16 protein-coding genes and 3 tRNA genes are annotated in these 25,475 nt (G+C 60.4%); 9 read left to right on the top strand and 10 right to left on the bottom strand.

The window, feature by feature from the left end; translation table 11 throughout:
- Positions 1-133 precede the first annotated feature (133 nt).
- A complete protein-coding gene (locus O3649_RS02065) occupies positions 134-1,279 on the bottom strand; it encodes an ADP-ribosylglycohydrolase family protein (protein ID WP_371572535.1) in 1,146 nt (381 codons plus the stop codon).
- Positions 1,280-1,662: 383 nt separating this feature from the next.
- Here O3649_RS02065 and O3649_RS02070 point away from each other — a divergent pair, with 383 nt between their 5' ends.
- The 3 genes from O3649_RS02070 to O3649_RS02080 all read left to right on the top strand — a co-directional run bounded on the left by O3649_RS02070 (position 1,663) and on the right by O3649_RS02080 (position 7,759).
- Positions 1,663-2,859 (top strand): exonuclease SbcCD subunit D, encoded by a 1,197-nt coding sequence (locus O3649_RS02070; protein ID WP_070629400.1) that lies wholly within the window; start codon positions 1,663-1,665, stop codon positions 2,857-2,859.
- Positions 2,856-6,104: an AAA family ATPase gene (locus tag O3649_RS02075; protein ID WP_371572537.1), complete on the top strand. Its 3,249-nt coding sequence runs from the start codon at positions 2,856-2,858 to the stop codon at positions 6,102-6,104. The genes O3649_RS02070 and O3649_RS02075 overlap by 4 nt, the downstream gene beginning before the upstream one ends.
- A 65-nt stretch (positions 6,105-6,169) precedes the next feature.
- Complete coding sequence (locus O3649_RS02080) at positions 6,170-7,759, top strand: MFS transporter (protein ID WP_371572539.1); 1,590 nt, start codon at positions 6,170-6,172, stop codon at positions 7,757-7,759.
- Between the two features lie 148 nt (positions 7,760-7,907).
- Here O3649_RS02080 and O3649_RS02085 read toward each other — a convergent pair whose 3' ends face one another.
- The 8 genes from O3649_RS02085 to bcp all read right to left on the bottom strand — a co-directional run bounded on the left by O3649_RS02085 (position 7,908) and on the right by bcp (position 17,405).
- Entirely contained in the window at positions 7,908-8,555 is a 648-nt protein-coding gene (locus O3649_RS02085; RefSeq protein WP_005508635.1) for an MBL fold metallo-hydrolase, read from the bottom strand.
- A 9-nt stretch (positions 8,556-8,564) separates the two neighbouring features.
- Complete coding sequence (locus tag O3649_RS02090) at positions 8,565-9,656, bottom strand: S-(hydroxymethyl)mycothiol dehydrogenase (protein WP_371572541.1); 1,092 nt, start codon at positions 9,654-9,656, stop codon at positions 8,565-8,567.
- Between the two features lie 184 nt (positions 9,657-9,840).
- Complete coding sequence (locus O3649_RS02095) at positions 9,841-10,860, bottom strand: alpha/beta fold hydrolase (RefSeq protein WP_102033330.1); 1,020 nt, start codon at positions 10,858-10,860, stop codon at positions 9,841-9,843.
- 117 nt (positions 10,861-10,977) lie between these two features.
- Entirely contained in the window at positions 10,978-12,369 is a 1,392-nt protein-coding gene (locus O3649_RS02100; protein WP_102033329.1) for a YihY/virulence factor BrkB family protein, read from the bottom strand.
- A 262-nt stretch (positions 12,370-12,631) separates the two neighbouring features.
- The gene (locus tag O3649_RS02105) at positions 12,632-14,113 is read right to left on the bottom strand and encodes a malate:quinone oxidoreductase (RefSeq protein WP_102033328.1); all 1,482 of its coding nucleotides are present in this window, start codon (positions 14,111-14,113) and stop codon (positions 12,632-12,634) included.
- 210 nt (positions 14,114-14,323) lie between these two features.
- Positions 14,324-16,510: an ABC transporter substrate-binding protein gene (locus O3649_RS02110; protein WP_371572544.1), complete on the bottom strand. Its 2,187-nt coding sequence runs from the start codon at positions 16,508-16,510 to the stop codon at positions 14,324-14,326.
- Positions 16,511-16,659: 149 nt separating this feature from the next.
- Positions 16,660-16,741, bottom strand: a tRNA-Leu gene (locus O3649_RS02115).
- 187 nt (positions 16,742-16,928) lie between these two features.
- Positions 16,929-17,405, bottom strand: coding sequence for a thioredoxin-dependent thiol peroxidase (bcp, locus tag O3649_RS02120; RefSeq protein WP_005508643.1), 477 nt, complete (start codon positions 17,403-17,405; stop codon positions 16,929-16,931).
- 219 nt (positions 17,406-17,624) lie between these two features.
- On the opposite strand from bcp, the gene O3649_RS02125 reads away from it, so the two are divergent.
- A tRNA-Lys gene (locus O3649_RS02125) sits at positions 17,625-17,697 on the top strand.
- A 384-nt stretch (positions 17,698-18,081) separates the two neighbouring features.
- Here O3649_RS02125 and O3649_RS02130 read toward each other — a convergent pair.
- Complete coding sequence (locus tag O3649_RS02130; RefSeq protein ID WP_294458797.1) at positions 18,082-18,621, bottom strand: hypothetical protein; 540 nt, start codon at positions 18,619-18,621, stop codon at positions 18,082-18,084.
- A 462-nt stretch (positions 18,622-19,083) separates the two neighbouring features.
- On the opposite strand from O3649_RS02130, the gene O3649_RS02135 reads away from it, so the two are divergent.
- From O3649_RS02135 to metG, 5 genes are all read left to right on the top strand, one after another.
- A complete protein-coding gene (locus O3649_RS02135; protein ID WP_070666281.1) occupies positions 19,084-20,886 on the top strand; it encodes an acetolactate synthase large subunit in 1,803 nt (600 codons plus the stop codon).
- Positions 20,886-21,386 carry an acetolactate synthase small subunit gene (ilvN, locus tag O3649_RS02140; protein WP_005505523.1) on the top strand — a complete coding sequence of 167 codons (501 nt, stop codon included), beginning with the start codon at positions 20,886-20,888 and terminating at the stop codon, positions 21,384-21,386. Before O3649_RS02135 ends, ilvN begins: the two co-directional genes overlap by 1 nt.
- Before the next feature lie 307 nt (positions 21,387-21,693).
- Positions 21,694-22,722, top strand: coding sequence for a ketol-acid reductoisomerase (gene ilvC / locus O3649_RS02145; RefSeq protein ID WP_070738796.1), 1,029 nt, complete (start codon positions 21,694-21,696; stop codon positions 22,720-22,722).
- 212 nt (positions 22,723-22,934) lie between these two features.
- Positions 22,935-23,007, top strand: a tRNA-Lys gene (locus tag O3649_RS02150).
- Positions 23,008-23,606: 599 nt separating this feature from the next.
- Entirely contained in the window at positions 23,607-25,151 is a 1,545-nt protein-coding gene (gene metG, locus O3649_RS02155) for a methionine--tRNA ligase (RefSeq protein ID WP_371572547.1), read from the top strand.
- The last annotated feature ends 324 nt before the right edge of the window (positions 25,152-25,475 follow it).

Consider the following 25,475-nt stretch of genomic DNA (forward strand, 5'->3'; position numbering starts at 1 on the left):
CACGACCGGCACGCGGACAATGCTCGCGGGGGAGTGCCCCCTCTTCAGCGCCTGGGGGCGCTTCGAGGACGGAGCCCCCGCTACGCATGTCTGCTGCGCCGTCAACGTTCAGCGCCGTTGAGGTTCAGCGCCGCTACAGGCCCAGCTGGCGCAGATAGCGTTCCGCCACCGCCTCCACCTGATCTAGCCCGCGCACACGACCCAGCACCTCCGACCACGCATCAGCCTCACCGCCAGCCACCGGCAAACCAGCCGCCGCCCACAACGCCGCCGTCATCGCACCCACCGAATCCGAATCCGAATCCACCGACACCGCACGGCACAAACCCTCAAACAGCGCATTGCGTACCGTCGCATCGTCGGTATCAGCAGGCAGACTCTTCACGGCATCCGCCGCGCACCAGAACGCCACACCCAACAGCTCCGGCGCCGTCCAACCCGTACCAAAATGCTCCGCCACAGCTTGCGGCACCGGCACCACGCCGCGCTCCAGCAGCTCAAGGGCACGGCTCAGCGCCGCAGCCGTACGCGCAGCATCACCCGGAATCGAATCATCCGCCGCTACCGTGCCGCACCAGTCAAGCACACGGCGGGCAGAATCCAACAACGCATCAAACGAGCCAGCCGGGGACGCCAACAGGTCACGAACCAGCAACGCATACGCCGCCGCCGAAGCCAACGCCTCCGGATGCCCATGCGTCAATGCCGCCGCACGCACCGCCAACAAAACTACCGTACGCTCCTGCGCCACCGGCAAAACACCCAACGCCGCCGAACGCACCAACGCGCCACTACCCAAAGCATCAGGATTCAACGACTTCGACACCAACTGCATCTCACCCGAACCCAACGCCCGCAACGTCGCCGCACCCGGACCACGACGAGCCGTCAACTCTGCCGATCCATCAATCTCACGATCCAACGAAAACGGCGCAGACTCCGGCAGAACATCACCAATACCGCGGAACCACCGCAAATACGCCAACCACAAACACGCCAACTCATCCGCCGCCGCGCCCTCATTGTTCCACTCCAAAACCTCCGTCAGGCCATCCAGAGTGAAGCAGGTCAGCTGCGTATCATCACTGATTAGCAGCTCACCAAACGCCGAATCCCACGGCTTAGGGGTACGCTCCGCAATCTGCTCAGCCGACAACAACTCCAACGGATAACCCAGCGCATCACCCAACGCAGACGCACACAACAGGCCGCGCACCCTGCTCGCAAACTCAGCCGAAACCTCAGGCGCACGCGTGAACTCAACAGAAGAAAAACTCATAGGGCGATTATCCCACGGGTGGTTAGGATGCGTGGGGGATGTATCGGGCGGCTTTGTACTCAGGATGTGCGGGGGAGGATGTACCGGGCGGCTTCGTGCTCACGCTCGCGGGGGAGTGCCCCCTCTTCAGCGCCTGGGGGCGCTTCGAGGACGGAGCCCCCGCTCCGCATGAGCACCTACGCCGCGGTGGTTTGGCTACTCGTCCTCGCCGGGACTGTAAGGGGCCTAGACAAAGAGGGCTTTGCACTCACGCTCGCGGGGGAGTGTCCCCTCTTCAGCGCCTGGGGGCGCCTTGAGGACGGAGCCCCCGCTCCGCGTGAGTGCCTACGCCCTAAATGACGAACTGTGAGGCGCAAAATAAGACGCAATGCCATACTGAAACCATGAAGATTCTGCACACCTCCGACTGGCACCTCGGCCGCACCTTCCACCGCAGCCCCCTCACCCGCGAACACCAGCAGTTCATCGACGAACTGCTCAACTACGTGCACGCCGAAGGTATCGACACCCTCCTCATCAGCGGCGACGTCTACGACAGCACCATCCCCACCGCCGAAAGCACCACCCTGCTCGACCAGGCACTCACCCGCCTCATGCGCGCCGGCGTGCACGTCATCCTCAGCTCCGGCAACCACGACTCCTTCCGTCGCCTCAGCTACGGCGCCGCCTTCTTCGAAGCCTCCGGCGTGCACCTGCGCACCAGCCTCGAAGACGCCACCCGCCCCGTCGAACTCACCGACGGTACCTTGCGCGTACACGTCTACGCCATCCCCTACCTCGCGCCGCGCCTCCACGCCACCGCCCTCGGCGTAGAACCCACCCACCAGGCAGTCCTCGGCGCCGTCACCAACGCCATCCGCGCCGACGCCGCAGAACGACGCGCCCGCGGCGAAGGCGCCGACCGCATCATCGTCATGAGCCACGCAACCGTCAGCGACACCACCGGCAGTGACATTGCCGGCAGCGCAGACACCACACCCCGCAGCGACTCCGAACGCGACATCAGCGTCGGCGGCATCGACTGGGTACCCGCCTCCCTCTTCGACGGCTTCGACTACGTAGCCCTCGGCCACATCCACAAGCGGTACCCCGTCACCCCCACCATCCGGTACAGCGGCTCACCCCTCGGCTTCTCATTCAGCGAAGAACACAACCGCAACGGCGCCTACCTCATCGAACTCAACCCCGGCGAAGAACCCACCATCAGCAGCCACGAATGGGCAACCCGCGTGCACATGAAAACCTTGCGCGGCACCATGGAGCAGCTACTCAACGACCCAGAAAACAGCCCCTACGAGCAGGGCTACTACTGCCGCATCGAACTCACCGACGAAACCCTACCCGTCGGCGCCGTCGACCGCCTGCGCAGCCGCTACGAAACCATCTCCCACTTCAGCTACCGCAGCACCCAACCCGCCACTGACAAACCCGCCGCCGCACCCCTCACCCGCGACGCCGACCCCGTCGAAACCTTCGACCAATTCCACCAATACGTACGCAACCGCCCCCTCACCAGCGAAGAACGCAACGTCATCACCACCCTCAGTGACCACATCAAAAGCCACAAGGACAACGCATGATCCTGCACAACCTCGAATTCGAAGCCTTCATGGCATACCCCAAGCGCCAAGAAATCAACTTCGACGCCCTCAACAACGCCGGCGTATTCCTGCTCAACGGCCCCACCGGCGCCGGTAAAACCACCATCCTTGACGCCATCTGCTACGCCCTCTACGGCGAAACCAGCAGCGACCGCGAATCCGCCAAACTGCACTCCACTTACGCGGCACACAGCGGCACCAAACCGCGCGTGCTACTCGACGTGACCCTCCACGGCAAGCGCCTGCGCATCGACCGCACCCCCGCCTACAACAAGCCCATCACCCGCGGCGCCCGCAAAGGCCAGATGCGCGAAGAAAGCGCCAAAGCCACCCTCGCCGAACTCGCACCCGGCGCCGACCCCTCCGACGAAAAGGCATGGACGCCCATCTCCAGCAGCGTCGCCGAAGTCAACCGCACCATCGCCGAACGCACCCACCTGACCAAAGAACAATTCCTCAAGGTCGTACTCCTGCCGCAGGGTCAGTTCGCGCAATTCCTCAAGTCCAAGCCCAAAGAACGCAAAGAACTGCTCAAAAAGATGTTCCCTGTCGAACACTACGAGCAGCTCTTCGACGCGCTCCTTGAAGAATCGAAAAAGGCTCAGCAGGACGTCGCCCAGGACGAAAACACCCAGCGCGGCTACCTTGAACGTGCCCGCGTAGAAATGCTCGCCCTGCAGTCGCTCCTGGATGCTGTAGATACGGATGCTGAAGAGGCTGCTGGGGAGGAGACTTCCGAACAGCTCACCGCTGAGAGTGTCACCGCCGAAACCCTCGACGCATGGATTGCCGGCGGGGTAGAACGCGCCCGCGAAACCTCCACGCGCGAAAAGCAGGAACAGCAGCGCCTCACCGACGAAGCCGACCGGAACACTCGCCTACTCGCCGAACGCGCCCAGCTGCAGGCCGACTGGCGCGAATACGAGCAGCTCTGCGAGCGCCGTACCCGCCTGACCGAACGCGCCGATGAGCATAAGGCGCAGCATGAAGAGCTGGCGCAGGCGCGTGCTGCCGCGCCCCTGCACGCGCAGTACGCGCAGGTCCATGCCGAATCGCAGGCGCTCGCCGCCCGGGAACAGGAACATTCGGCGTGTGCTTCCGCGCTTGAAGAAAACGGTCGTGCCTTGCTTGCGGCGCTCCGCGATGAGGAAACCGCGGAAGACGTCACCTTCCCCGAAGAGACGACCTTCGCCGCGCTCCCGGATCTCGAACCCGCCGAGCAACAAACCCAGCTCGAAACGCTCCTCGACACCCTGCGCGTCCTGCAGAAGAAGGACGCACAGCTTACCGACGAGGAAGCCGCCGTTGCCGCCCTGCTGAAGCAGGCTAATGCCCTCGAACAGGACAAGGCGCGTGCCGAAAAGACCCTGAGCGACCTGACCGCCGCCGCCGAGCAGCTTGCCGAAGAACTCGCCGGCTACAGCACCGCCGACGAGGAGCGTACCCTCGCCGCGCACCTGGTCACCGAGGTGCAGCAGAAGCACGATGCCGCTCAGCAGATGCAGCAGAAGCTCGATGCCGCCTCCGCAGCGGTTGCTGAGGCTGAGAAGCAGAACAAGCGCACCGCCACCGCCGAGCAGAAGGCGCAGGAAAAATGGCAGGCCTCGGCTCAGCAGGCGCTCGCCGCGACGGAGGAGTTCAAGAACCTGCAGGTGCTGCGCCTCGCCCAGGCGTCCTCGCTGCTGGCGCGTGAGCTCAAGGACGGCGAACCCTGCGCGGTCTGCGGCTCGGTCGAGCACCCCGCCCCCGCGCAGATTGCCGAGGGCGAGCAGTTGGTTGAGCGCGCCGACCTGGACGCCGCCAAGGAGCGTGAAGACAAGGCGCACAAGCAGGCGCGCACCCACGAACTGGCTAAGGACCGGGCGACCAAGGCGCACCAGGAAGCCTCCGAGGCGCTTGCCGCCGCCCGCACCCAGTACGAGACTCTGGCTGCCCAGGGCGAGTGTGATGTTGAGCAGACTGCCGCGCAGCTGCAGCAGGCGCAGACCCGCCTCGCGCAGGCTCAGTCGCGCGTGACGGCGCGTGACGGCGTGCTGGCGAAGGTTGAGCGGGTGCGGGTTGAGCTGCAGAAGGCTCAGGAGGCGCTACGCACCATCGAGGGCGCGGCGGTGGAAGCTCAGACGCGTCACCGTGACGCTACGACGCGCTGTGAGGCTACCGCGGCCGATTTGGCGCCTGCTCGTGCGGCGGTGGGTTTTGCGCAGCGTGTTGAGGCTGTGGAGGGCTACCGTGCGGCGCATCAGCGTCTTGCTCGTGCGGTGTTGCTGTTGGGGCAGGCGCGTGAGCGTCATGCTCTGGCGGCGGCGCAGGCGCAGCGCCTGTTGGGCGAGTCTGCGTTTGAGAGTGCTGAGCTGGTGCAGACGGCGGTCCGCACCCCTGAGCGCGTCGACGCCCTGGAACAGGCTGTTGCCGCGTACGAGCTGGAGCATGCCCGCCTCCTTGAGGGCTTTGGCCGTGAGGCAATTGTTGCGGTGGCGGCCCGTGTTGCCGCTGGTGAGCAGGCACCGGATGACCTGCAGGGCGTGCGTGAGCAGGTTGAGCAGTTGCGCGCGGCGGTTCACCGTTTGACTCTTCGTGAGGGTGAGCGGGAGAGCCTGCTGCGTTCCCTGCAGGCACTGCGTGGCGAGTATGCGGCGTTCCGTGCAAAGACGGCGCAGCGTTATGACCGTGCGCAGATGCTGGCGAACCTGGCGGCGGCTGCCCGCGGTGATACGCTGGGCGGTTATGAGCATCAGGTTGACCTGGTCAGCTATGTGCTGGGTGCCGAGTTCGAGCGGATTCTGCACTCGGCGTCACTGCACCTGGACCGTATGAGTGAGGGTCGCTACGGCATGGTGTTCAGCGATCACCGTGCGAAGGGTAGCCGTTCCGGCGGTGGCCTGAACCTTGAGATTACTGACACCTGGACGGGTGAGCCGCGTGAGGCGTCGTCGCTGTCCGGTGGTGAGTCGTTCTTGGCGTCGCTGTCGTTGGCGTTAGGTCTGGCGGAGGTCGTACAGGCGAATAACGGCGGCATCGAGCTGGACACCCTGTTCATTGATGAGGGCTTCGGCACGTTGGACGCTGAAACTCTGGACATGGTGATGGGCACGATTGAATCTCTGCGTGATAGTGGCCGCACTATTGGCCTGATTTCGCATGTGGAGGAGATGAAGAACCGTATTCCAGCGCAGATTGTGGTGGAAAAGGGTCAGAACGGCTCGTCGGTGAGGGTAAACTCCTAGTAGGCATAAATTCGCTTCCGGGCTGCTGTTGTAGCATGTCCGGCGGCTTATTCGTGAAAGAGATGATGACCTCGACACCTCAGGACAGGGCACCGAATTCAACGTATCGTGTGGAACCTTCGGCTGATGCGCACACTAACGCATCCGCGCCGAAGGTTCCTCCGCGCACCATGAAGGTGGCACCCGCCTCCGATGCGCTGAATAAAATGCGTGCTTCGGGCACGGGCATTCCGACGGTTCCGGGCACGTCCCTGACGGATGTGGTGCGCAACAACGAGCACGTGTTGCAGGAGTTGCCGCCTCGCCCGATTCCGGCTGCGGATGAGATTAATACGAACGCGTCGGTGCCGGACATTTTGCGTCAGCATTGGGCGTTGTTCCTGCGCAACGGTAAGGAGCAGCGTCGTCACCTGTATGCGGTGCTTCGTGCTGAGGGTTTTGCCCGTAATGTGTTGACGATTCTGTTCCACATTCCGGCGGCTTCTTCGGCGTTTGCGCTGTATATTCTGTTGGCGAGCCACCTGGGTAGTGTGCATGATGGCGGCTACGCGGTGGCGGCGTTTACTGGCGCGTATTCGGTGCAGATTATGCTCGGCCCGATGCTGGTGCGTGCTCTGGGGTTGCGGTCGTTGCTGGCGATTACGTCGATTCTGAATATCGCTGCGGTGCTGAACATGCTGGTGATTGGTTGGCGTCTAACGGTTGACCCGAATAATGTGAGTACGACCTACCATGCGCTCTCGTGTGTGGCGATGGGTTTCACGACTCCGCCGTGGACTCCGTTCGCTCTTGAGTCGCTGTATCGCCGTAACTATCAGTACAGTGATGTTCGCTTGTCGACTGCGGTGTCGTGGGGTACCACGGCGAACATGTCGATGCATCCGCTGGCTGCTCTGCTGGTGTGGCTGGGCGATGCGTACATCACCCCGAATAATGAGTATGCGGGCTTCTGGATCACGATTATTCTGGATGCGCTACTGTTCGTCGTGGTGCTGGCGGCGCCGAGGTGGCTACCGGATATTTCGCGTATTCGCATGGCTCCGCCGCAGAATCTGGTGCGTCCGAGCCGTCAGACGGTGGTGCTGATTCTTGGTCTGGTGCTGCTGGGTGCGTGCATGGGTTCGGTTGGTTCTGGTCTGCTGGGTTTCTCGCTGATTCACGGTTCGATGAACCTGTTCATGGCTATGGTTGCGACCGGTACCGGTGCGCTCGTGGTGGTGGCTTTCCCCGTGGTTTTGGGCGGCCGTTCGGTGAACCCGTGGCATGGCTGGCTGACGAGCGGCGTTCTGCTGATTATGGCGGCGCTGTACTTGCCGGCGAGCGATGATACGTCCACGATTTTCTATGCGTTGGCGCTGTGCGGCGCGGTGCTGGGCGTGGCGTTTGGCGGCCATGAGCTGTGGCTGAACCGTTCGCTCAAGCATATTCCTGATGCGCAGGCGAGCTTCTTTACCCGCTCGATGCTGGGTATTGGTCTTGCGCTGGGTAGTATGTGGGGCGGCTATATGGGCGACGCCCCGTATTACCGTAATGCGTTTATGGTTCCGGTGATTATTGCGACTCTGTATTTTGCGTTGGGTCATTTGTACGGCTACCTGTGGCGTGAGGAGCATGAGGAGCAGCTGACTCCTTGGGATCAGTTGGAACGTCGTTAGCGCATGTTTAAAGGCGGATGCCCCGCCACCTTCTACAGGTGGTGGGGCATCCGCCTTTTGCGTACCGTGCTCGGTTTGTGGTGAGCCTCGGCCTGAGAACCTCAGTGTGAGAGCCTCAGTGTGAGAATCTCAGCGTGAGGCTGCCGGTTTAGTGACCGCGCTTAATCCATGCCGGAAGCTCGGGTGCTTCCAGGCCAATGCCGGTGCTGTCGCCGTGGCCGGTGAGGACCGCGGTGGACTCGGGCAGGGTCAGCAGGCGGGTCGAGATCGACTCGATGATGGTGTCGAAGTCGCTGTAGGAGCGTCCGGTTGCGCCGGGGCCGCCGTTGAAGAGGGTGTCGCCGGAGAAGACGACGCCTTCGCTGTTCTCCCAGCTGAGGGTGGGTGCGTAGAAGCACACGGAGCCGGGGGAGTGGCCGGGGGTAGCGAGGACCTTCAATTCGGTGTCGCCGATGCGCAGGACGTCGCCGTCAGCGAGTTCGTGGTCGAAATCCCAGGAGGGGTACACCATTTCCCAGAGCACACGGTCTGCGGGGTTCAGGTAGACGGGTGCGCCGAAGCGTTCTGCCGCCTCCTTGGCGCTGCGGATGTGGTCGTCGTGGGCGTGGGTCAGCAGGATCTTCTCCACGGTGCGGCCTGCGACGGTGCGGGAGATCTTGTCGACGTCGTGGGCGGGGTCAATGATGATCACGGAGGAGTCATTGCCGATAATCCAGACGTTGTTGTCGACGTCCCAACAGCCGCCGTCCAGCGAGAAGGTGCCGGAGGTGACGACTCGTTCAATACGTTCGCTCACGCTACGCTCCTAGAGTTCCACGACCGAGCGCAGCACGCGGCCGGTCTTCATGGTTTCGAATGCTTCGTTGACGTCTTCGAGGGTGATGCGCTCGGAGACGAAGCCGTCCAGGTCGAGGCGGCCGAGCAGGTACTGGTCCACGAATTCGGGGAAGTCGCGGGAGGGCAGGGTGTCGCCGTACCATGCGCTCTTGATAGAGCCGCCGCGGCCGAACACCTCATCCAGCGGGATGTCCCAGGTGGTGCCGGGCGCGGGCACGCCGACGAGGACGACGCGGCCAGCCAGGTCGCGTGCTTCGAATGCCTGCTTGAAGGTGGGGGCGATGCCGACAGCGTCGATGACGAGGTCTGCACCGAAGCCGCCGGTGAGTTCCTTGATGGCTTCGACGGGGTCGACCTTGGAGGAGTTCACGGTGTGGGTTGCGCCGTGCTCGCGTGCGCGTGCCAGCTTCTCTTCGTCGATGTCGACGGCGATGATGGTGGTTGCGCCACCGAGCTGTGCGCCTGCAATTGCTGCGGTTCCGACGCCGCCGCAGCCGATGACTGCGACGGACTCGCCGCGCTTGAGCTCACCGGTGTTCAGAACAGCACCCAGACCTGCGGTAACGCCGCAACCGAGCAGGCCGATTGCTGCGTACTGTTCGGGGCTGATGTCAGCGGTGATCTTGGTGCACTGACCGGCTGCGACGAGGGTCTTCTCAGCGAAGGAACCGATACCCAGTGCGGGGGTGAGCTCGGTGCCGTCCTCGAGGGTCATCTTCTGGGTTGCGTTGTGGGTTGCGAAGCAGTACTGCGGCTGGCCCTTGCGGCATGCGCGGCATTCGCCGCAGACTGCACGCCAGTTGAGGATGACCAGGTCGCCGGGGGCGATGTCGGTGACGTCATCGCCGACAGCCTCGACGATACCTGCGGACTCGTGGCCCAGCAGGTAGGGGAAGTCCTGGCCAACGCCGCCGGTGACGTAGTGGTGGTCGGTCTGGCAGACACCGCAGGTGAGGACCTTGACGAGTGCTTCGCCCTTGCCGGGGTCGGGTACGTTGATGGTGGTGACGGTGACGGGTGCGTCCTGGGCGAGGGCTACGACAGCCTTAACCTTGTGCATGGTGCTCCTTTGCTGAGGCACGGTTGAGGTTCAACCGCAGATAAAGGTTTTTTGATACGTTCCCATTCTAAGAGCTAAGGCATACCTGATGCACCCCTGGGCTGAGCGTGAAGCCCCCAGGTGAATGTGACGTTTTATGACGTTGTCTCTTACTCCTCCCGGAACCCGCGTAGCCTGCGGCTACTTACTCTGCCGCCTCCACCTCTGCTGCAAAGGCGAGCGCACCGCGTCGGAATGCGCCCGAGGTCAGTGCGTTCACGTGGTCGCGGCCGGGTAGGGAGATGAAACGGTTGAGCGGGTTGTTGCCGCGCACCATGTCGTAGAGTTCCGCCCCGTCGGCGGCGATGGTGTCCGCGTCACCGAGCACGACCGCAATGGGTGCGTGCGGATGCGCGCCCGGGTGACCCGCAGGCAAGTCGGGGGATCCGGCACGCAGGGCGGGCACGTCGAAGAACGGGCCGAAGGGAATCCGCACAAACTTCAGCAGCGCGTCGGGCTGAATGGGGGAGTTGTCAATAATCGAGGTGAAGGAGGCAATCGCCTCGTCGGTGGAGTCTGCCGCCGGGGTTTCACTATCCGCCGTGACGCTGGTTCCCTCGTGCGCTTCGAGCATGGCGCGCAGGGTGATGAGGTGGTCGTGTAGGGGCAGGCCGCCCAGGGTGAGGGATGCGACCGCCTCCGGGTGGGTGAGGGCGAGTTCCCAGCCGACGCGCGCACCGAAGGAGAAGCCAATAACGTGCGCGCGGGGCTCCAGTTCAACGCCGAGGTCGTTCTCGGTGGCGACGGTGCGCAGCAGCTGGGCGAGCAGGTTGGTGAACAGGTGCATGGGGGTCAGCGGCTGACCTGCAGCATCGACAGGGGGCACTGAATCGAACGGAATTGTGCGGCTGCGCACGCCCGTGTTGTCGGGGAGCTTGCAGTCGATGGCGTGCATGGATTCGGGGTCTTTGAGGTAGTCGTCTGAGTGGTAGGGCAGGGTAACAATCAGCACGGGGTATCCGGCGCGCAGGTATTGGCGGATCCAGCTGGTGCCGCCGTAGAGCTGTTCGCCGCGGGTGGCGAAGCCGTGAATCATGAGGGCGGGGACGCGGCTCTTGAGCTGCTGCGGCTGGTAGAGGGTGTACTCGAGGTCGGGCATGGTAGTGCCGGGTACAACAGCATTGGGTACAGCAAAGGGCGCGGGAGAGAAATCTGCACTGGTCATAGTTCTATCTTAGTGACCAGCGCAGGGTTTCTGTCCTGCGCCCTTTTCTATCTCGTGCCCTTTTCTGTCTCGCGCCCTTGATGTGTTGAGGCGGTACGCGCTCAGCTGAGCTGCCGCTTAGTTCTTCTGTGCCGCACCGGTTGAGTTATCGGTGCCCAGGTCGAAGAGCGCCTCCTGCTGAGAGTCAACCTTCGCGCTCGCTTCTGCCTTCGCCGCGGTTGCCTCAGAAGCCTGAGTTTCGGTGGCGTCTGCCTTCGCCTGCTTCTGCTGCAGCTGTTCCTTACCGTTTTCGATGCGTTCCTTGCCGTCGGCAATGAGCGTGCGAATCATGGTGGTGTTGGTGTCCACCGCCTTTTGCACGCGAGCGGCAATGGAGGGGCCCTTCGGCTTGGGGAGCATGTCCTGGCCTGCCGCCTGCTGCTGTAGTTCGCGTCCGGCGGACATGAGGCGTTCGCTCTGTTCTTTCATCGCACGGGATGCGGTGGTGCTGCGCGGCTGAACCTTCAGGTGTCCGTGGTCGTCTTCGCCGGCGAGTACCTGGCGCATGAGCATGATTTCTGCGTCCAGGTGCGCGCCGAAGAGGAGCATATTGTTCATGATCCAGATGAACAGCAGCATCACAATCACACCACCAATGAGGCCGTAGGTGGCGTTGTACTTGCTGAAGTTGTTGGCGTAGAGGGTGAAGCCGAAACCGCCCAGGCCCATGCCGAAGAGTGCCAGCGCCGCACCGGGGGAGAGCTTCCACTGTTTGAAGCGGCGCACGTTCGGGGTTGCGGCGTACAGCAGGGTGATGAGCCCGATTGCCATGAACAGGATGAGGACCCAGCGGCCGTTCAGCCAGATGAGCTTGATGAGCTCCATATCGACGGTTTCGGGTACATACTGACCGACCATGTCCAGGACGGTTACGCCCAGCAGCATCATGAGCATCATGAGTACCACGAGGATGATGAGCACGGTGGTGACGAAGACGTTCAGCGGCTTGAGGATCCAGCCGGGGCGGCCTTCACGCACGTTGTAGACCGTGTTGAGAGCTCGACCGAAGGATCCGGTGTACCCGGAGGCGGACCAGATCGCACTGAGGATACCGGTCAACAGCACCAGTCCTGCGCCATGGTCGCCGGTAATCTGCTTGATGGGGTCTTCCATAATGGCGTACATCTGGGCGGGCGCGTTGTCCTTGAGGAAGGCGAGGATGACGGCGGCGCTTTCCTCACCGTGACCGAATACGCCCAGTAGGGAGACGATCGCCAGCAGGGCGGGGAAGATGGACAGCACGGTGAAGTAGGTGAGTGCTGCCGCCATATCGGTGCCGCCGTTTGCGCCGAATTTGTAGATGGCACGGCGCAGAATGTAGAGGATGCTGCCCTTGGGGAAGTCGCGCAGTTTCACGCTTGCGTACTTGGGGGCTGCGGGCTTCTTCTTACGGGAGAAGAGTCCGCGTCGAGCTCCGGCGGGTACCTGGGTTGAGGAGGTGTCCGTGGAAGAGCCGGTGTGTGCAGCCAATGGGGCTCCTTGAATGAGTGGGGTGTACACAGTGGTGCGCCTATGAGCTTCAGCGTGTGGGCGCACAGAAGGGGCGAGGAGAACAATGAGCTGTCCTTCCCGCCCCTGCGGTGACATTATAGGGTCTTCTAACCCTCCCGCATTTTTCTGCGAGTGCAGATAGCTGACCTATCGGTCAGTTAGAGAGGGTAACCGCCCCGAAAAGCCTCAAAAAAGGCTTGTCAGCTAGGGTATAAAGCTACCTGCTGAGCCTAACTGAAAACTAGTTGTGAATACCCAGAACCTTAGCGGTGTGAGCCATCAGCTCATCAGCCAGATCCGGGTTGTCGTTGAGCTTCACACCGTAACCGGGGATAAGCTCCTTCAAACGGGGCTCCCAACCGGCAATCTTGGAGGGGAAGCACTTAGCCAGCAGGTTCAGCATAATCGGAGCCGCGGTGGAAGCACCGGGGGATGCACCCAGCAAAGCCGCGATGGAGCCGTCCGCTGCGGAGACAACCTCGGTACCGAACTGCAGGATGCCGCCCTTCTTTGCGTCCTTCTTCATGATCTGAACGCGCTGACCAGCTTCGATGAGCTCCCACTCGCCGCCGTCAGCCTCGGGGTAGTACTGGTGCAGGGTCTCCAGGCGAGCGTTCTTGTCCTTGACCAGCTCGGAGAGCAGGTACTTGACCAGGGAGAAGTTATCCAGACCTGCACGGGTCATGGGGTATAGGTTGTGCAGGCGCAGGGACTTCGGCAAATCCAGTACGGAACCCTGCTTCAAGAAGTTTGTCTTGAAACCGGCGTAGGGTCCGAAGAGCAGAGCACGCTTGCCGTCCACGTAGCGGGTGTCCAGGTGGGGAACAGACATGGGAGGTGCACCCACCGAAGCCTGACCGTACACCTTAGCGTTGTGCTGGTTTGCGGTTGCCTCGTGGGTGTTGCGCAGGAACAGACCGGAGACGGGGAAGCCGCCGTAGCCCTTACCCTCTTCAATGCCGGACTTCTGTAGCAGATGCAGGGCGCCACCGCCGGCGCCGAGGAACACGAACTTCGCGTTGATGCTCAGAGGCTCATCCTTGTTGATGCGGTTAATCGCCTCAACCTGCCAGGAACCGTTCGATTCGCGGTTCAGGTTGGTGACCTGGTAGCCGTAGCGAACCTCAACACCCTTGGTCTGCAGGTAATCGACCAGCTGCTCGGTGAGGGAGCCGAAGTTCACATCGGTACCTTCGGGGGACCAGGTTGCAGCCATCGGCTCGTTACCCTTGCGGCCCTTGACGGTCAGCGGTGCCCATTCGCCAATCTTCTCGCGGTCATTGGAGAACTGCATACGCTCGAAGAGCTTCTCCTTGCGGAAAGAATCGTAGCGCGCAGCCAGGTACTTGGAGTGGTCTTCGCCGAAGACCAGGGACATGTGGGGGACCGGGTTGATGAAGCTGGTGTCAGTCAGAATATTCTTCTCAGTCAGGGAAGCCCAGAATTGGCGGGAAACCTGGAACTGCTCGTTAATGTTCAGCGCCTTAGCTGCCGAGACGGTGCCGTCGGGGCCAGCGGGTGCGTAGTTGAGTTCGCATAGCGCCGAGTGGCCGGTACCTGCGTTATTCCAGGGGTTGGAGGATTCCTGAGCAACCTTGTCGAGGCGTTCGAGCAGGATAATATTCCAGGTCGGTTCGAGCTCCTTGAGGAACACGCCGAGGGTGGCGCTCATGATGCCGCCGCCGACCAGGACGACGTCGGTTCGTTCAGTACGTGCTACCACTGAATTCTCCCTTAGGGGTGCGGGTGCCCGGCCTGGGCACAATGACTGTGGGGTACATCATCTAGCCTACTCCTTTTAGCGGGGTTGGCATAGCTAGAATCAGCAAATAACAGGAGAGTGTTGCAGTTCACATGTTAGCTTCCCTGGAGGGTAAAAACCCTCCAGAGCACGCCAAACATGCGCACAACGCAACACTCAAACCTGAACTGCCTACAACTTACGCAGTTTTCCAAACAGCTCAATCGCATTCTGCTCCGTCTGATAGCCCTGAACCTCACGGCTCACAGCCACCTTAGACGTCACATTCAGCAACGGAACCGCTGGCATGAACTGACCCAACTGAGACACAACCTTCGCGTACAGCTCACGCTGCGAATCCACCGAATCGGCAGAGTCTGCGGTACGAATCGCCTCCAAAATCTGCGTAAAACGAGGCGACGGCGCCACCGCCACAGCAGTAGGCGACGGCGAAGGCGACGCCGACGGGCTCGGCGAAGCAGAAGCCGAAGCCTCCTCTTCAGGCGTCAACGGATCCGGCGAATAACTCGGCTGCGGGCTCGGAGTCGCAGAAATCCGCACATTCGAATTCGCGCCACCCGACGACGGCACATCAGAACTCTTCTTCGTCAAACCAGTCGTCATATCCGACGGCGCATTAGCAATCAACGAACGCACCTGATGCTCAGCAATCAGCGGCGCCAACACCGGACCAAAGAACGCATACGGGTCACGGTACATGCCGTAGAAACCCGCCAAGGTAATACCGCGCTCAGAAGAAACCTCACGGCTCTTCGACAGATACTCAGACCACGGCAGAGGCACCGGCTTAATATTCAGGCCCACCTCAATCAGCGAAGCCACCATCTCCGAATACACCTTCTGCGGAGTATCCATCCACGGTAGAGACACATCGGCAGGGTAGTAACACTCAATCACCTGATTGTCGTACCCAGCAGTTGCCAACAGTGAGCGCGCCATATCCTGATTACGGTCCGTGTAATCCTTCGCGTCATCAGCCTTAATGCGGAACGACGGCGAAATCAGCGTCTGCGTATCCGAGGTGCCCTGCGGATAATACTGACGTAGTGCACCGCGATCCACAGCATGCGAAATAGCGCGACGCACCGAAATATTCTTCAACACCGGATGCGCCGTATTCAAACCCAAATACACCAGCGAGAACGGGTCACGGCCCGGCGTCTGATAACCATCACGCGCCAACTGACCCAGATCAGACGAATTCACCTGATCACACGCATCAATATGACCCTGCATCAGCGCAAAATAACGCTTATCCGACGAAGTGAGGGTCGAAATCTGAATCTCATCCAGCTCAGGTGCCTGACCATCAAAATGGGTATTCTTCAGCAAGCGAACCGTGCCGGCCTCGAACGACTCCACACGGAACGCACCCGTACCCACCGGGTTACCCGTCAGCTTCTGATCCGCACCAAAAAGCGAAGGATCAATAATGCCAAACGCCTGCTGCGTCAAAATACGCGGAAACGCCAACGAAGGACGCGACAGGGTCACCACCACAGAGTTACCCTTCGCCACCACCGACGAAACCAGCGGCAAGAACGACTGCACTGCAAATGACTGGGTGGCATCTGTCTTCTTGCTGTTCTTCTTATCATCCGGCTGAGTAGCAGCATGAGCACCCGCAGAAGCCGATGCAGAAGCCGACGCGCTCGGGGTAGCCGTCTCGGAAGCAGACGGGGAAGCACTTGCAGAAGCAGACGCACTCACGGAAGCAGACGGAGTAGCTGCACCCGACGGAGACGCCTGAACAGGCGCAGGCTCCACCGCCGAAGGATCAATAGAACCCGGCTTCGGCACACCAAAACCCCACGCAAACAACGGCTGAGCAGGCACCACCAAAGCTGCAGTACCCTCACCCGTAGCCAACGCCTGCCACCTCTGGAAATTCTGCACAACAGCATCCGCAGACAACGCAGAACCGTTACTAAAATGTGCCTCACGCAACACAAATGTATGCACCAAACGGTCATCAGAAACCGTCCACTCACTACACAACGAATCCTGAACCTCAGGATCACCCGTGTAATGATTCGCCACCAACAACGTCTGCAAAACCTGCGCCGTCACCTGATACGTACTCGCCACAGGAAACAACGCCGGATCCAAACCCAACGGCGCCGCACCCTGCGCAAAACGAAACACACGACGCGCATCAGCAGACGACGCGCTCGCCGAAGAACCAGCAGACGAACCAGCAGAAGACTGACCAGAACACGCAGAAAGCGCCAAACCAGCACTAAAAAGCGCGCCAAAACGCAAAACGGCACGTCGACTCAAGCCACTCGAGCCGGCAGTGGCTCGCAGCAGCGCATCAGAACTGCCAACAGCTGACGATGCATAAGGCTGATGCTGCACGGGAGGGTCCTCTCTTCCGTCGCGGATGCTTATCTCTCAGGATAACGGTTCAACACCCAACCGGGCGAGACACACCCACCACGGCAAGGCACATACAAGAGAACCCGCCGCCACGAAAACCGTGACGGCGGGCCCAATGTGAATGTGTGTGCGCGAGGGGGGACTTGAACCCCCACGCCATAAGGCACAGGAACCTAAATCCTGCGTGTCTGCCAATTTCACCACTCGCGCGTAGCGTCACCCCACATCCGAAGATGCATGCGTCTGAGGCAACAAGAAATTAGTGTACACCAGGAACCAAGGTTCTCCAAGCCTTATAAAGAAGCCCCCATAGGGCAAAAAGCCTGCAAACACGCCGAACGACAGCCCCCTCAAGAATCAGCAGAACGGCGATACGCAAACCCTAAAAAGCACGCCCCTACTTCGGGTCAATACCCAAATCACGACGCAACTTCGCCACATGACCCGTCGCACGCACATTGTACTGAGCCACAGAAATAACACCCTGCTCATCAATCACAAACGTCGAACGAATCAGGCCCTCATACACCTTGCCGTAATTCTTCTTCTCACCCCACGCGCCATACGCCTCAGCCACCGCATGATCAGCATCAGACAGCAACGGGAACGTCAACGACTCCTTCTCCACAAAACGAGCAATAGCCGCCGGCGAATCCGGAGAAACACCCAACACTACGTAACCCAGCGACTTCAACGACGCCAAATTATCGCGGAAATCGCATGCCTCCTTAGTGCAACCCGGAGTCGAAGCCTTCGGATAAAAATACAAAATCACCTTGCTGCCCGCATAATCACTCAGACTGTGCTCCTTACCCGACGCATCAGCAAGGGTAAAAGCAGGCGCCGGGGTACCCGGCTCAAGACGAACGCTCATCAATAACTCCTCAAAACATCAATAGAAATCAGCAGGGGAGCGGCGGATGCGCCCCACACAGTACCAAGGGCGGACGCGCCCCATGCAATACACACAGTCTAGTGTCCCACACACCCCACCCAAACAATGTGTCCAGGCTCACCCTAAATCAACTTGCGCACACCACGGAAACTCGCGTATAGTATTTTTCTGTTGCAAGGGAAACCTTGAAACAAGCAAGCGCCTCTAGCTCAATTGGCAGAGCAATTGACTCTTAATCAATGGGTTCTGGGTTCGAGTCCCAGGGGGCGCACTTCAAAGAAAATCCCGCTGATTCTTCGGAATCGGCGGGATTTTTGCGTTCCCTCAATAAATGCAGTTTTGTCGTGCGAGGTGCATATTATCCTCTTTGCTCCTGCAGGGGACCTGTCCTCGCAGAGCTCGGACACCCTGATGTCGCGGCAGAGGATATATGCACCTCTGCGTGTATCGGTATTCGGGGTACGCTTCGGATCCGCCGGGGTTGCGGTAGATTCGCGGTGGTTTCGTGTGCGCCCCGTGCCTAGCGAACTGGGGCGGGGGAGGGCTGTCGCGGTTTAGTGTTTTGCGTGGTGGCTTGGCGTTTTGCGTGCAAGCACACGAAAGCCCGCCGCAACCCTAAGGGGTTACAGCGGGCATTCAATCAGAAAAGTCTCTGTTACAGGACCGGCCAAATCCGCGTCACAAACTCACGGAAATCCTCCACATCCTTACCCTGCTCCAACAGGCCAGTACCAAGGTGAGTCGCAACCTCAGCATTATCCTCAAACGACAAATAAAACGAGCTGCCATTCACCGACTCAAGCGTCACCGCATCATCACCCACACGATACGCATGCAGAGCATTCGTATTATCAATCGTCGTCGCCGTACCCGCAGGCGTCAACGCCGGCAAATTGACCGGAGCAATAATCACCTCATCAGGCGCATCCTGATACCCAACAATAAAATGCTGCTGATCAGGATACTGATGCAACGCCAAATCAGGATTACGGTAAACCGCACGGCCCGTCGCATACACCAAATTGTATGCACCGTAATTAATAATCTGCTCGTCAAAAACCGGGTGCAGAACCCGAATGAGTTCCTCACCCGTCAAAAACTCGCTACTCTCAACAGAGTTACGGGGGTCGATAACCTCTGCGTACTTACTTGCTTCGGTCAGCTCATCAGCGACCGGGATGATCGGTTCGGTCATAGCTTCAGTCTACCGGGGCAACCAACGAAGGTCACGAGTATTCGCACATATTACGCCCAATGACATCCAAAAAAAGCGAGTTTTTCTCACCTGTTCAAATGAACACGTGGGAATGTGTCAACAAGTGCAATGTGTCCACATCATGAAAGAAAGTATCTGACCTGCGCCTTTATGAACAAAAACGGGCGTGTTGCTCGATAGAGATTTGACTCACCCCTTCTTGGGGCGCACCATAGAAGGGTGAAGACAGCAATGTTCCAGCGAATTCTACGCCTTGTCGACGTCGCCTAGGGCGCGTGGCAGGGTCTATTCACTGCGACTGAGCGCCCCTACCGCTACCACCAACAGCGAGGGGCATTTTTTATAGCTTGGTACCCCCGGGCATAGGATGCGTGAGGATCACACAAACCCCACGCAGAACATTGAGTACAACGAAGAACCATTAAGACACGAGGCATTTCCATGACCATGGGATTTTCCACTTCTGATGACGCGGCAAACGCTCCCGCAGAACGCATGACCGGTTCTCAGGCTATCGTCCGCACCCTCGAAGACCTGGGTGTGACTGACGTATTCGGCCTGCCTGGCGGCGCAATTCTGCCGACCTATGACCCCCTGTACGACTCCAAGAAGGTCCGCCACATCCTGGTCCGCCACGAGCAGGGCGCAGGCCACGCAGCTCAGGGCTACGCAGTGTCCAGTGGTAAGACCGGCGTGTGCATCGCAACCTCCGGCCCCGGCGCAACCAACCTGCTGACCGCAATCGCTGACGCAAACATGGACTCCATCCCCCTGGTCGCAATCACCGGCCAGGTGTCCACTAAGCTGCTGGGCTCTGACGCATTCCAGGAAGCTGACATCGTCGGCATGGCAATGCCCATCTCCAAGCACTCCTTCATGATCACCGACCCGCAGGACATCCCCCGCGCGCTCGCAGCAGCATTCCACATTGCATCCACCGGTCGCCCCGGCCCCGTGCTCGTGGACGTCACCAAGGACGCACAGGTTGGCATGATGGAATACCGCGGCATTCCTGAGGATCTGGAGCTGCGCGGTTACACCCCCGTCACCCGTGGCCACTCCAAGCAGATTCACGAAGCAGCTAAGTTCATCACCGAATCCAAGCGCCCCGTCTTCTACGTCGGCGGTGGCCTGGTCCGCGCAGGTGCTTCCGAAGAGTTCCACAAGCTGGCTAAGCTCATCGGCGCACCCGTCGTCACCACCCTGAACGCTATCGGTGCATTCCCCGACTCTGACCCCCAGAACCTCGGCATGCCCGGCATGCACGGCACCGTCCCCGCCGTCGCCGCAATGCAGAAGTCTGACCTGCTGATTACCCTCGGTGCACGCTTCGACGACCGCGTCACCGGTAAGCTCGACTCCTTCGCACCCGAGGCTAAGGTCATCCACATTGATGTTGACCCGGCAGAAATCTCGAAGATTCGCTTCGCAGACGTGCCGATTGTTGGCGACCTCAAGTACGTACTGCCCGAGCTGACCGACCTGCTCTCCACCGAGTTCGCAGACCAGCTGCCGAACCTCACCGAATGGTGGAACGAGCTCAACGCAATCCGCAAGGACTACCCGCTCGGCTACGAGAAGCCCAACGATGGCCTCGGCTCCCCCGAATACGTCCTCGAGCGCATCAGCGCCCTCACCGGCCCCGACGCATACTACGTCACCGGCGTTGGCCAGCACCAGATGTGGGGTGCACACTACATTCAGCAGGAGAGCCCCCGTCACTTCATTAGCTCCGCAGGCCTCGGCACCATGGGCTACGGCGTTCCCGCCGGCATGGGTGCAAAGGTTGCACACCCCGAATCCACCGTGTGGATCATCGACGGTGACGGCTGCTTCCAGATGACCAACCAGGAACTGGTCACCTGCGCACAGAACAACATCCCCGTCAAGGTCGCTATCATCAACAACTCCTCCCTCGGTATGGTGCGCCAGTGGCAGACTCTGTTCTACAATGAGCGCTACTCCAACACCGATCTGAAGGACGGTCACGGCACTGCACGCATCCCCGACTTCGTGAAGCTCGGCGACGCATACGGTTGCGCCACCTTCCGTTGCGAGCGCGATGAAGACGTGGACGCCACCATTAAGGCTGCCCTGGAAATCAACGACCGCCCCGTGGTCATTGACTTCACCGTCAGCCCCCACGCACTGGTCTGGCCCATGGTCCCGGCAGGCGTTTCTAATGACAAGATTTGGATTGCGAAGAACACTTCGCCCGAGTTCGATCGTGAGGGAGAGAACTAATGTCTCAGCACACTCTGTCCGTTCTGGTAGAAGATAAGCCGGGCGTTCTCACCCGAGTTTCCGGTCTGTTCTCCCGCCGCCTGTTCAACATCCTCTCCCTGGCTGTGGGCCCCACCGAAAACCCCGGTGTTTCCCGCATCACCGTCGTAACCGAAGGTGACGCTCACACCATCGAGCAGATTACTAAGCAGCTGAACAAGCTGGTTCACGTGCTGAAGGTCGTCGAGCTTCCCGCCGACTCCTCCACCCAGCGCGGCCACATCCTGATTAAGGTCAAGGCCGACGCAGTTGCTCGCCTGCAGATCGTTCAGGCAGCTGACCTGTTCCGCGCATCTGTGATTGACGTTTCCCCTGAGTCTGTTGTCATCGAGGCAACCGGTTCTGAGGAGAAGCTCAACGCACTGCTGGATGTTCTGGAGCCTTACGGTGTTCGCGAAATTGTTCGCGCAGGCACCATCGGCCTGGCACGTGGCCCCCGCGCCATGAGCGAGCGCATCTAGCACAAAATACCTGACGCTACATTCCCGTAGCAGTTCTCCCGCCCGCACAACCGAAACACACGTATTCGCAGTGCGGGCGGGGAAGCATCAGGTACTCTCTATTTCTTTCTCTACTAGGTGATTTCTCTACCTGGGGACCCTAATGCCAAAGAAATAGATGCAGTACCCCATAAACTCTGCAGGTTGTAAAATCTTGAGCCACAATCTGAGAAGTGCTCTCGTAAACCTGCACCCCAAAAGCTATCAAGTAGAATAGTCAATGTTGAGCCCAGCCTGGGCCGCATACCAAACTTACTGAGGAGAAGAAATGGCAGCAACCATTTTCTACAACGACGACGCAGACCTCTCCCTGATCCAGGGTCGCACCGTAGCAGTTATCGGCTACGGCTCCCAGGGCCACGCACACGCACTGAACCTGCGTGACTCCGGCGTGAAGGTCATCGTCGGTCTGTCCGAGGGCTCCAAGTCCCGTGCCAAGGCTGAGGCAGAAGGCCTGCGCGTCGCAACCGTTGCAGAAGCAGCAGCAGAAGCAGACGTCATTATGATCCTGACCCCGGACCAGGTCCAGGCAAAGGTCTACGCAGAGAGCATCGAACCCCACCTGAAGCCCGGCAACGCACTGTTCTTCGCACACGGCTTCAACATCCGCTTCGGCTACATCACCGCACCCGAGGGTGTCGACGTGGCAATGGTTGCCCCCAAGGGCCCCGGCCACACCGTCCGCCGCGAATTCGAAGCAGGCCGCGGCGTTCCCGCCCTGGTTGCAGTTGAGAAGGACGCATCCGGCGAAGCACTCGCACTGGCACTGTCCTACGCAAAGGCACTGGGTGCAACCCGTGCAGGCGTCATCAAGACCACCTTCACCGAAGAGACCGAGTCCGACCTGTTCGGTGAGCAGGCAGTTCTCTGCGGCTCCACCTCCCAGCTCGTCCAGTACGGCTTTGAGGTTCTGACCGAAGCTGGCTACCAGCCCGAAATCGCATACTTCGAGGTCCTGCACGAGCTCAAGCTCATCGTTGACCTGATGATCGAGGGCGGCATCGCTAAGCAGCGTTGGTCCATCTCCGACACCGCAGAGTACGGCGACTACGTCTCCGGCCCCCGCGTGATTTCCCCCGAGGTCAAGGAAAACATGAAGGCTGTCCTGGCAGACATCCAGAACGGCAACTTTGCAAAGCGCTTCATGGAAGACCAGGCTGCAGGCGCACCCGAGTTCAAGGAACTGCGCGCAAAGGGCGAGGCACACCCCATCGAGGCAACCGGCCGCAAGCTGCGCGAGCTGTTCTCCTGGAACACCGCTGACGACGACTACACCGAAGGTTCGGTCGCTCGCTAAGTGGTAGCTCAGCAATAGCTTTCTAAGAATCCGGCGTTCCACCTCTCATCCCGCACAGGGGAGGAGGTGGGCGCCGGATTCTTGCTGTTTCAAGCTGAACAACAACACTCAACAAATATGTGATGCATTTCATGCTTAATCGAGTTGCGGGCGGTTGAAGAATGCCGTATAGTATTTACTTGTTGCAAGGGAAACCCGCAAAAACAAAATAAGCGCCTCTAGCTCAATTGGCAGAGCAATTGACTCTTAATCAATGGGTTCTGGGTTCGAGTCCCAGGGGGCGCACTTTACAGAAAATCCCGCTGATTCTTCGGAATCAGCGGGATTTTTGCGTTCCCCTTGAAATGCAGGCTTCATGGGTTGAGGAATCGGTGTTCGTCCTCGTTCCTACAGGGGGACCTGTCCTCGCAGAGCTCGGACACCCTGATGTCACTACGGACGACACCGATTCCTCAGATGGTTTCTGCGGGTTCGGCAGGGGCACGTTATCCCGCCGGGGTTGCGGTAGCTGCGCGGTGGTTTGGGTGTGCGCCCCGTGCCTAGCGAACTGGGGCGGGGGAGGGCTGTCGCGATTTAGTGTGTTGCTTGGCGGTTGGTGTTTTGCATGTGGGCGGGGGAGGGCTGTCGCGGTTTGGTCTGCTACTTGGCGGCTTGGATGTTTAGGCTGGTGCGCCGTGTTTTCCGGAAGCGCCCTCAGGGTGTCACACGGACGCTCTCCGCAGCGAAGCAAGGAGGAAGCGGAGCGTCCGGGTGACGGGTGCCCCTGCGTAGGCGCGGAGGAAACATGCGGCGTGGTAGCCTCCACCCCGCAAACAATGAGCCACCGCGTATCAGAGTGTAACCCCGGTGAGAGTCGCGCCTAAGACTGCGGTAAACTGAAAGTTATGACTGCAACTCCGTTCTACATCACCACCGCCATCTCCTACCCCAATGGCAACCCGCACATCGGCCACGCCTACGAAACCATCGCAGCCGACGTGCTAGCCCGCTTCAAGCGCCTCGACGGCTTCGACGTGCGCTTCATGACCGGCACCGACGAGCACGGCCAGAAGATGCAGACCACCGCCGAAAAACTCGGCAAAACCGCCAAAGAACTCGCCGACGAGAACTCCGCACGCTTCAAAGCAATGAACGACGCGCTGAACATCAGCTACGACCGCTTCATCCGCACCACCGACCCCGACCACTACGTCGCATCCCAGGCCATCTGGAAGCGCATGGAAGAAAACGGCGACATCTACCTCGACAAGTACGCCGGCTGGTACTCCGTACGCGACGAAGCCTACTACGCAGAAGACGAAACCGAAGTACGCGACGGCCAGCGCTACGCCATCACCACCGGCACCGAAGTCGAATGGACCGAAGAAGAATCCTACTTCTTCCGCCTCTCCAAGTACGGCGACAAGCTCCTCGAACTCTACGCCAACGAAGGCTACGTCTACCCCGAATCCCGCCGCAACGAACTGATCTCCTTCGTCAAGGGCGGCCTCAATGACCTGTCCATCTCCCGCACCACCTTCGACTGGGGCGTACCCGTACCCGGCAACGACAAGCACGTCATGTACGTGTGGGTCGACGCCCTCACCAACTACATCACCGGCCTCGGCTACCCCGACACCGACAACGAACTGTTCACCAAGTACTGGCCCGCCGACCTGCACCTCATCGGTAAGGACATCACCCGATTCCACTCCATCTACTGGCCCGCATTCCTGTGGTCTGCCGGAATCGAACTGCCCAAGCGCGTGTTCGGCCACGGCTTCCTGCTCGTCAACGGCGAGAAGATGTCCAAGTCCGTTGGTAACGTCGTCGACCCCGCAAACCTCGTCGACGCGTTCGGCCTGGACGCGGTGCGCTTCTTCCTCATGCGCGAGGTGTCCTTCGGCCAGGACGGCTCCTACTCCGAAGAGTCCATCATCAACCGCATCAACTCCGACCTGGCAAACAACCTCGGCAACCTCGCCCAGCGTTCGCTGTCCATGGTCGCCAAGAACTGCGGCGGTGCCGTGCCCGAGCACGGTGAATTCACCGAAGCCGACCGTAAGATCCTCGACGAGGCGGCAGCCCTCTACGAGCCCGTCCGTGCAGACTTCGACGAGCAGGCATTCCACCGCGCACTCGACCGCATCTGGACCGTCCTCGCAGACACCAACGCCTACTTCGCAGAGCAGGAACCCTGGACCCTGCGCAAGAACGGCGAACTCGACCGCATGAACACCGTGCTGTACGTGACCCTCGAGGTCGTGCGCCAGGTCGCCCTGCTGCTGCAGCCCGTTATGCCCGACTCGACCGCCAAGCTGCTGACCCTGCTCGGCGTACCCGAAGGCGAGTCCCGCCAGTTCGCCGCCCTCGGCACCGCGCTCGTGCCCGGCACCGAGCTGCCCGCACCCGCACCGGTGTTCCCCCGCTACGAAGCACCCAAGGCATAACAGCTGCTTCTGCAATAGCGAATAGCGTATGAAAGCCCTCGGCTTCCTGACCCCGAATGGGGGAGGAGCCGGGGGCTTTTTCGCATATATAGGTGTAGGCGCGGGCAGAGAAGCGAGGCAGAGATACGGGGGTGGGGGTGCGGGGTAAGGACGCAGGGTGAGAATGCCGGTTGAGCCGCCACTCATCCTTAAGGATGATGCCGGCACCCCTCCTAGCCAGCCTTAGACGCATCTCAGCCCGTGGGATTAGCGATAGCCCCTGCATCCGCAGGTCAAGACCCGGTGAACACCCGCCAAAATCAACCTGGAGGATGAGAAAAACCC

The sequence above is a fragment of the Rothia sp. 27098_8_29 genome (assembly GCF_041432785.1).
Classification (GTDB): Bacteria; Actinomycetota; Actinomycetes; order Actinomycetales; family Micrococcaceae; genus Rothia; species Rothia mucilaginosa.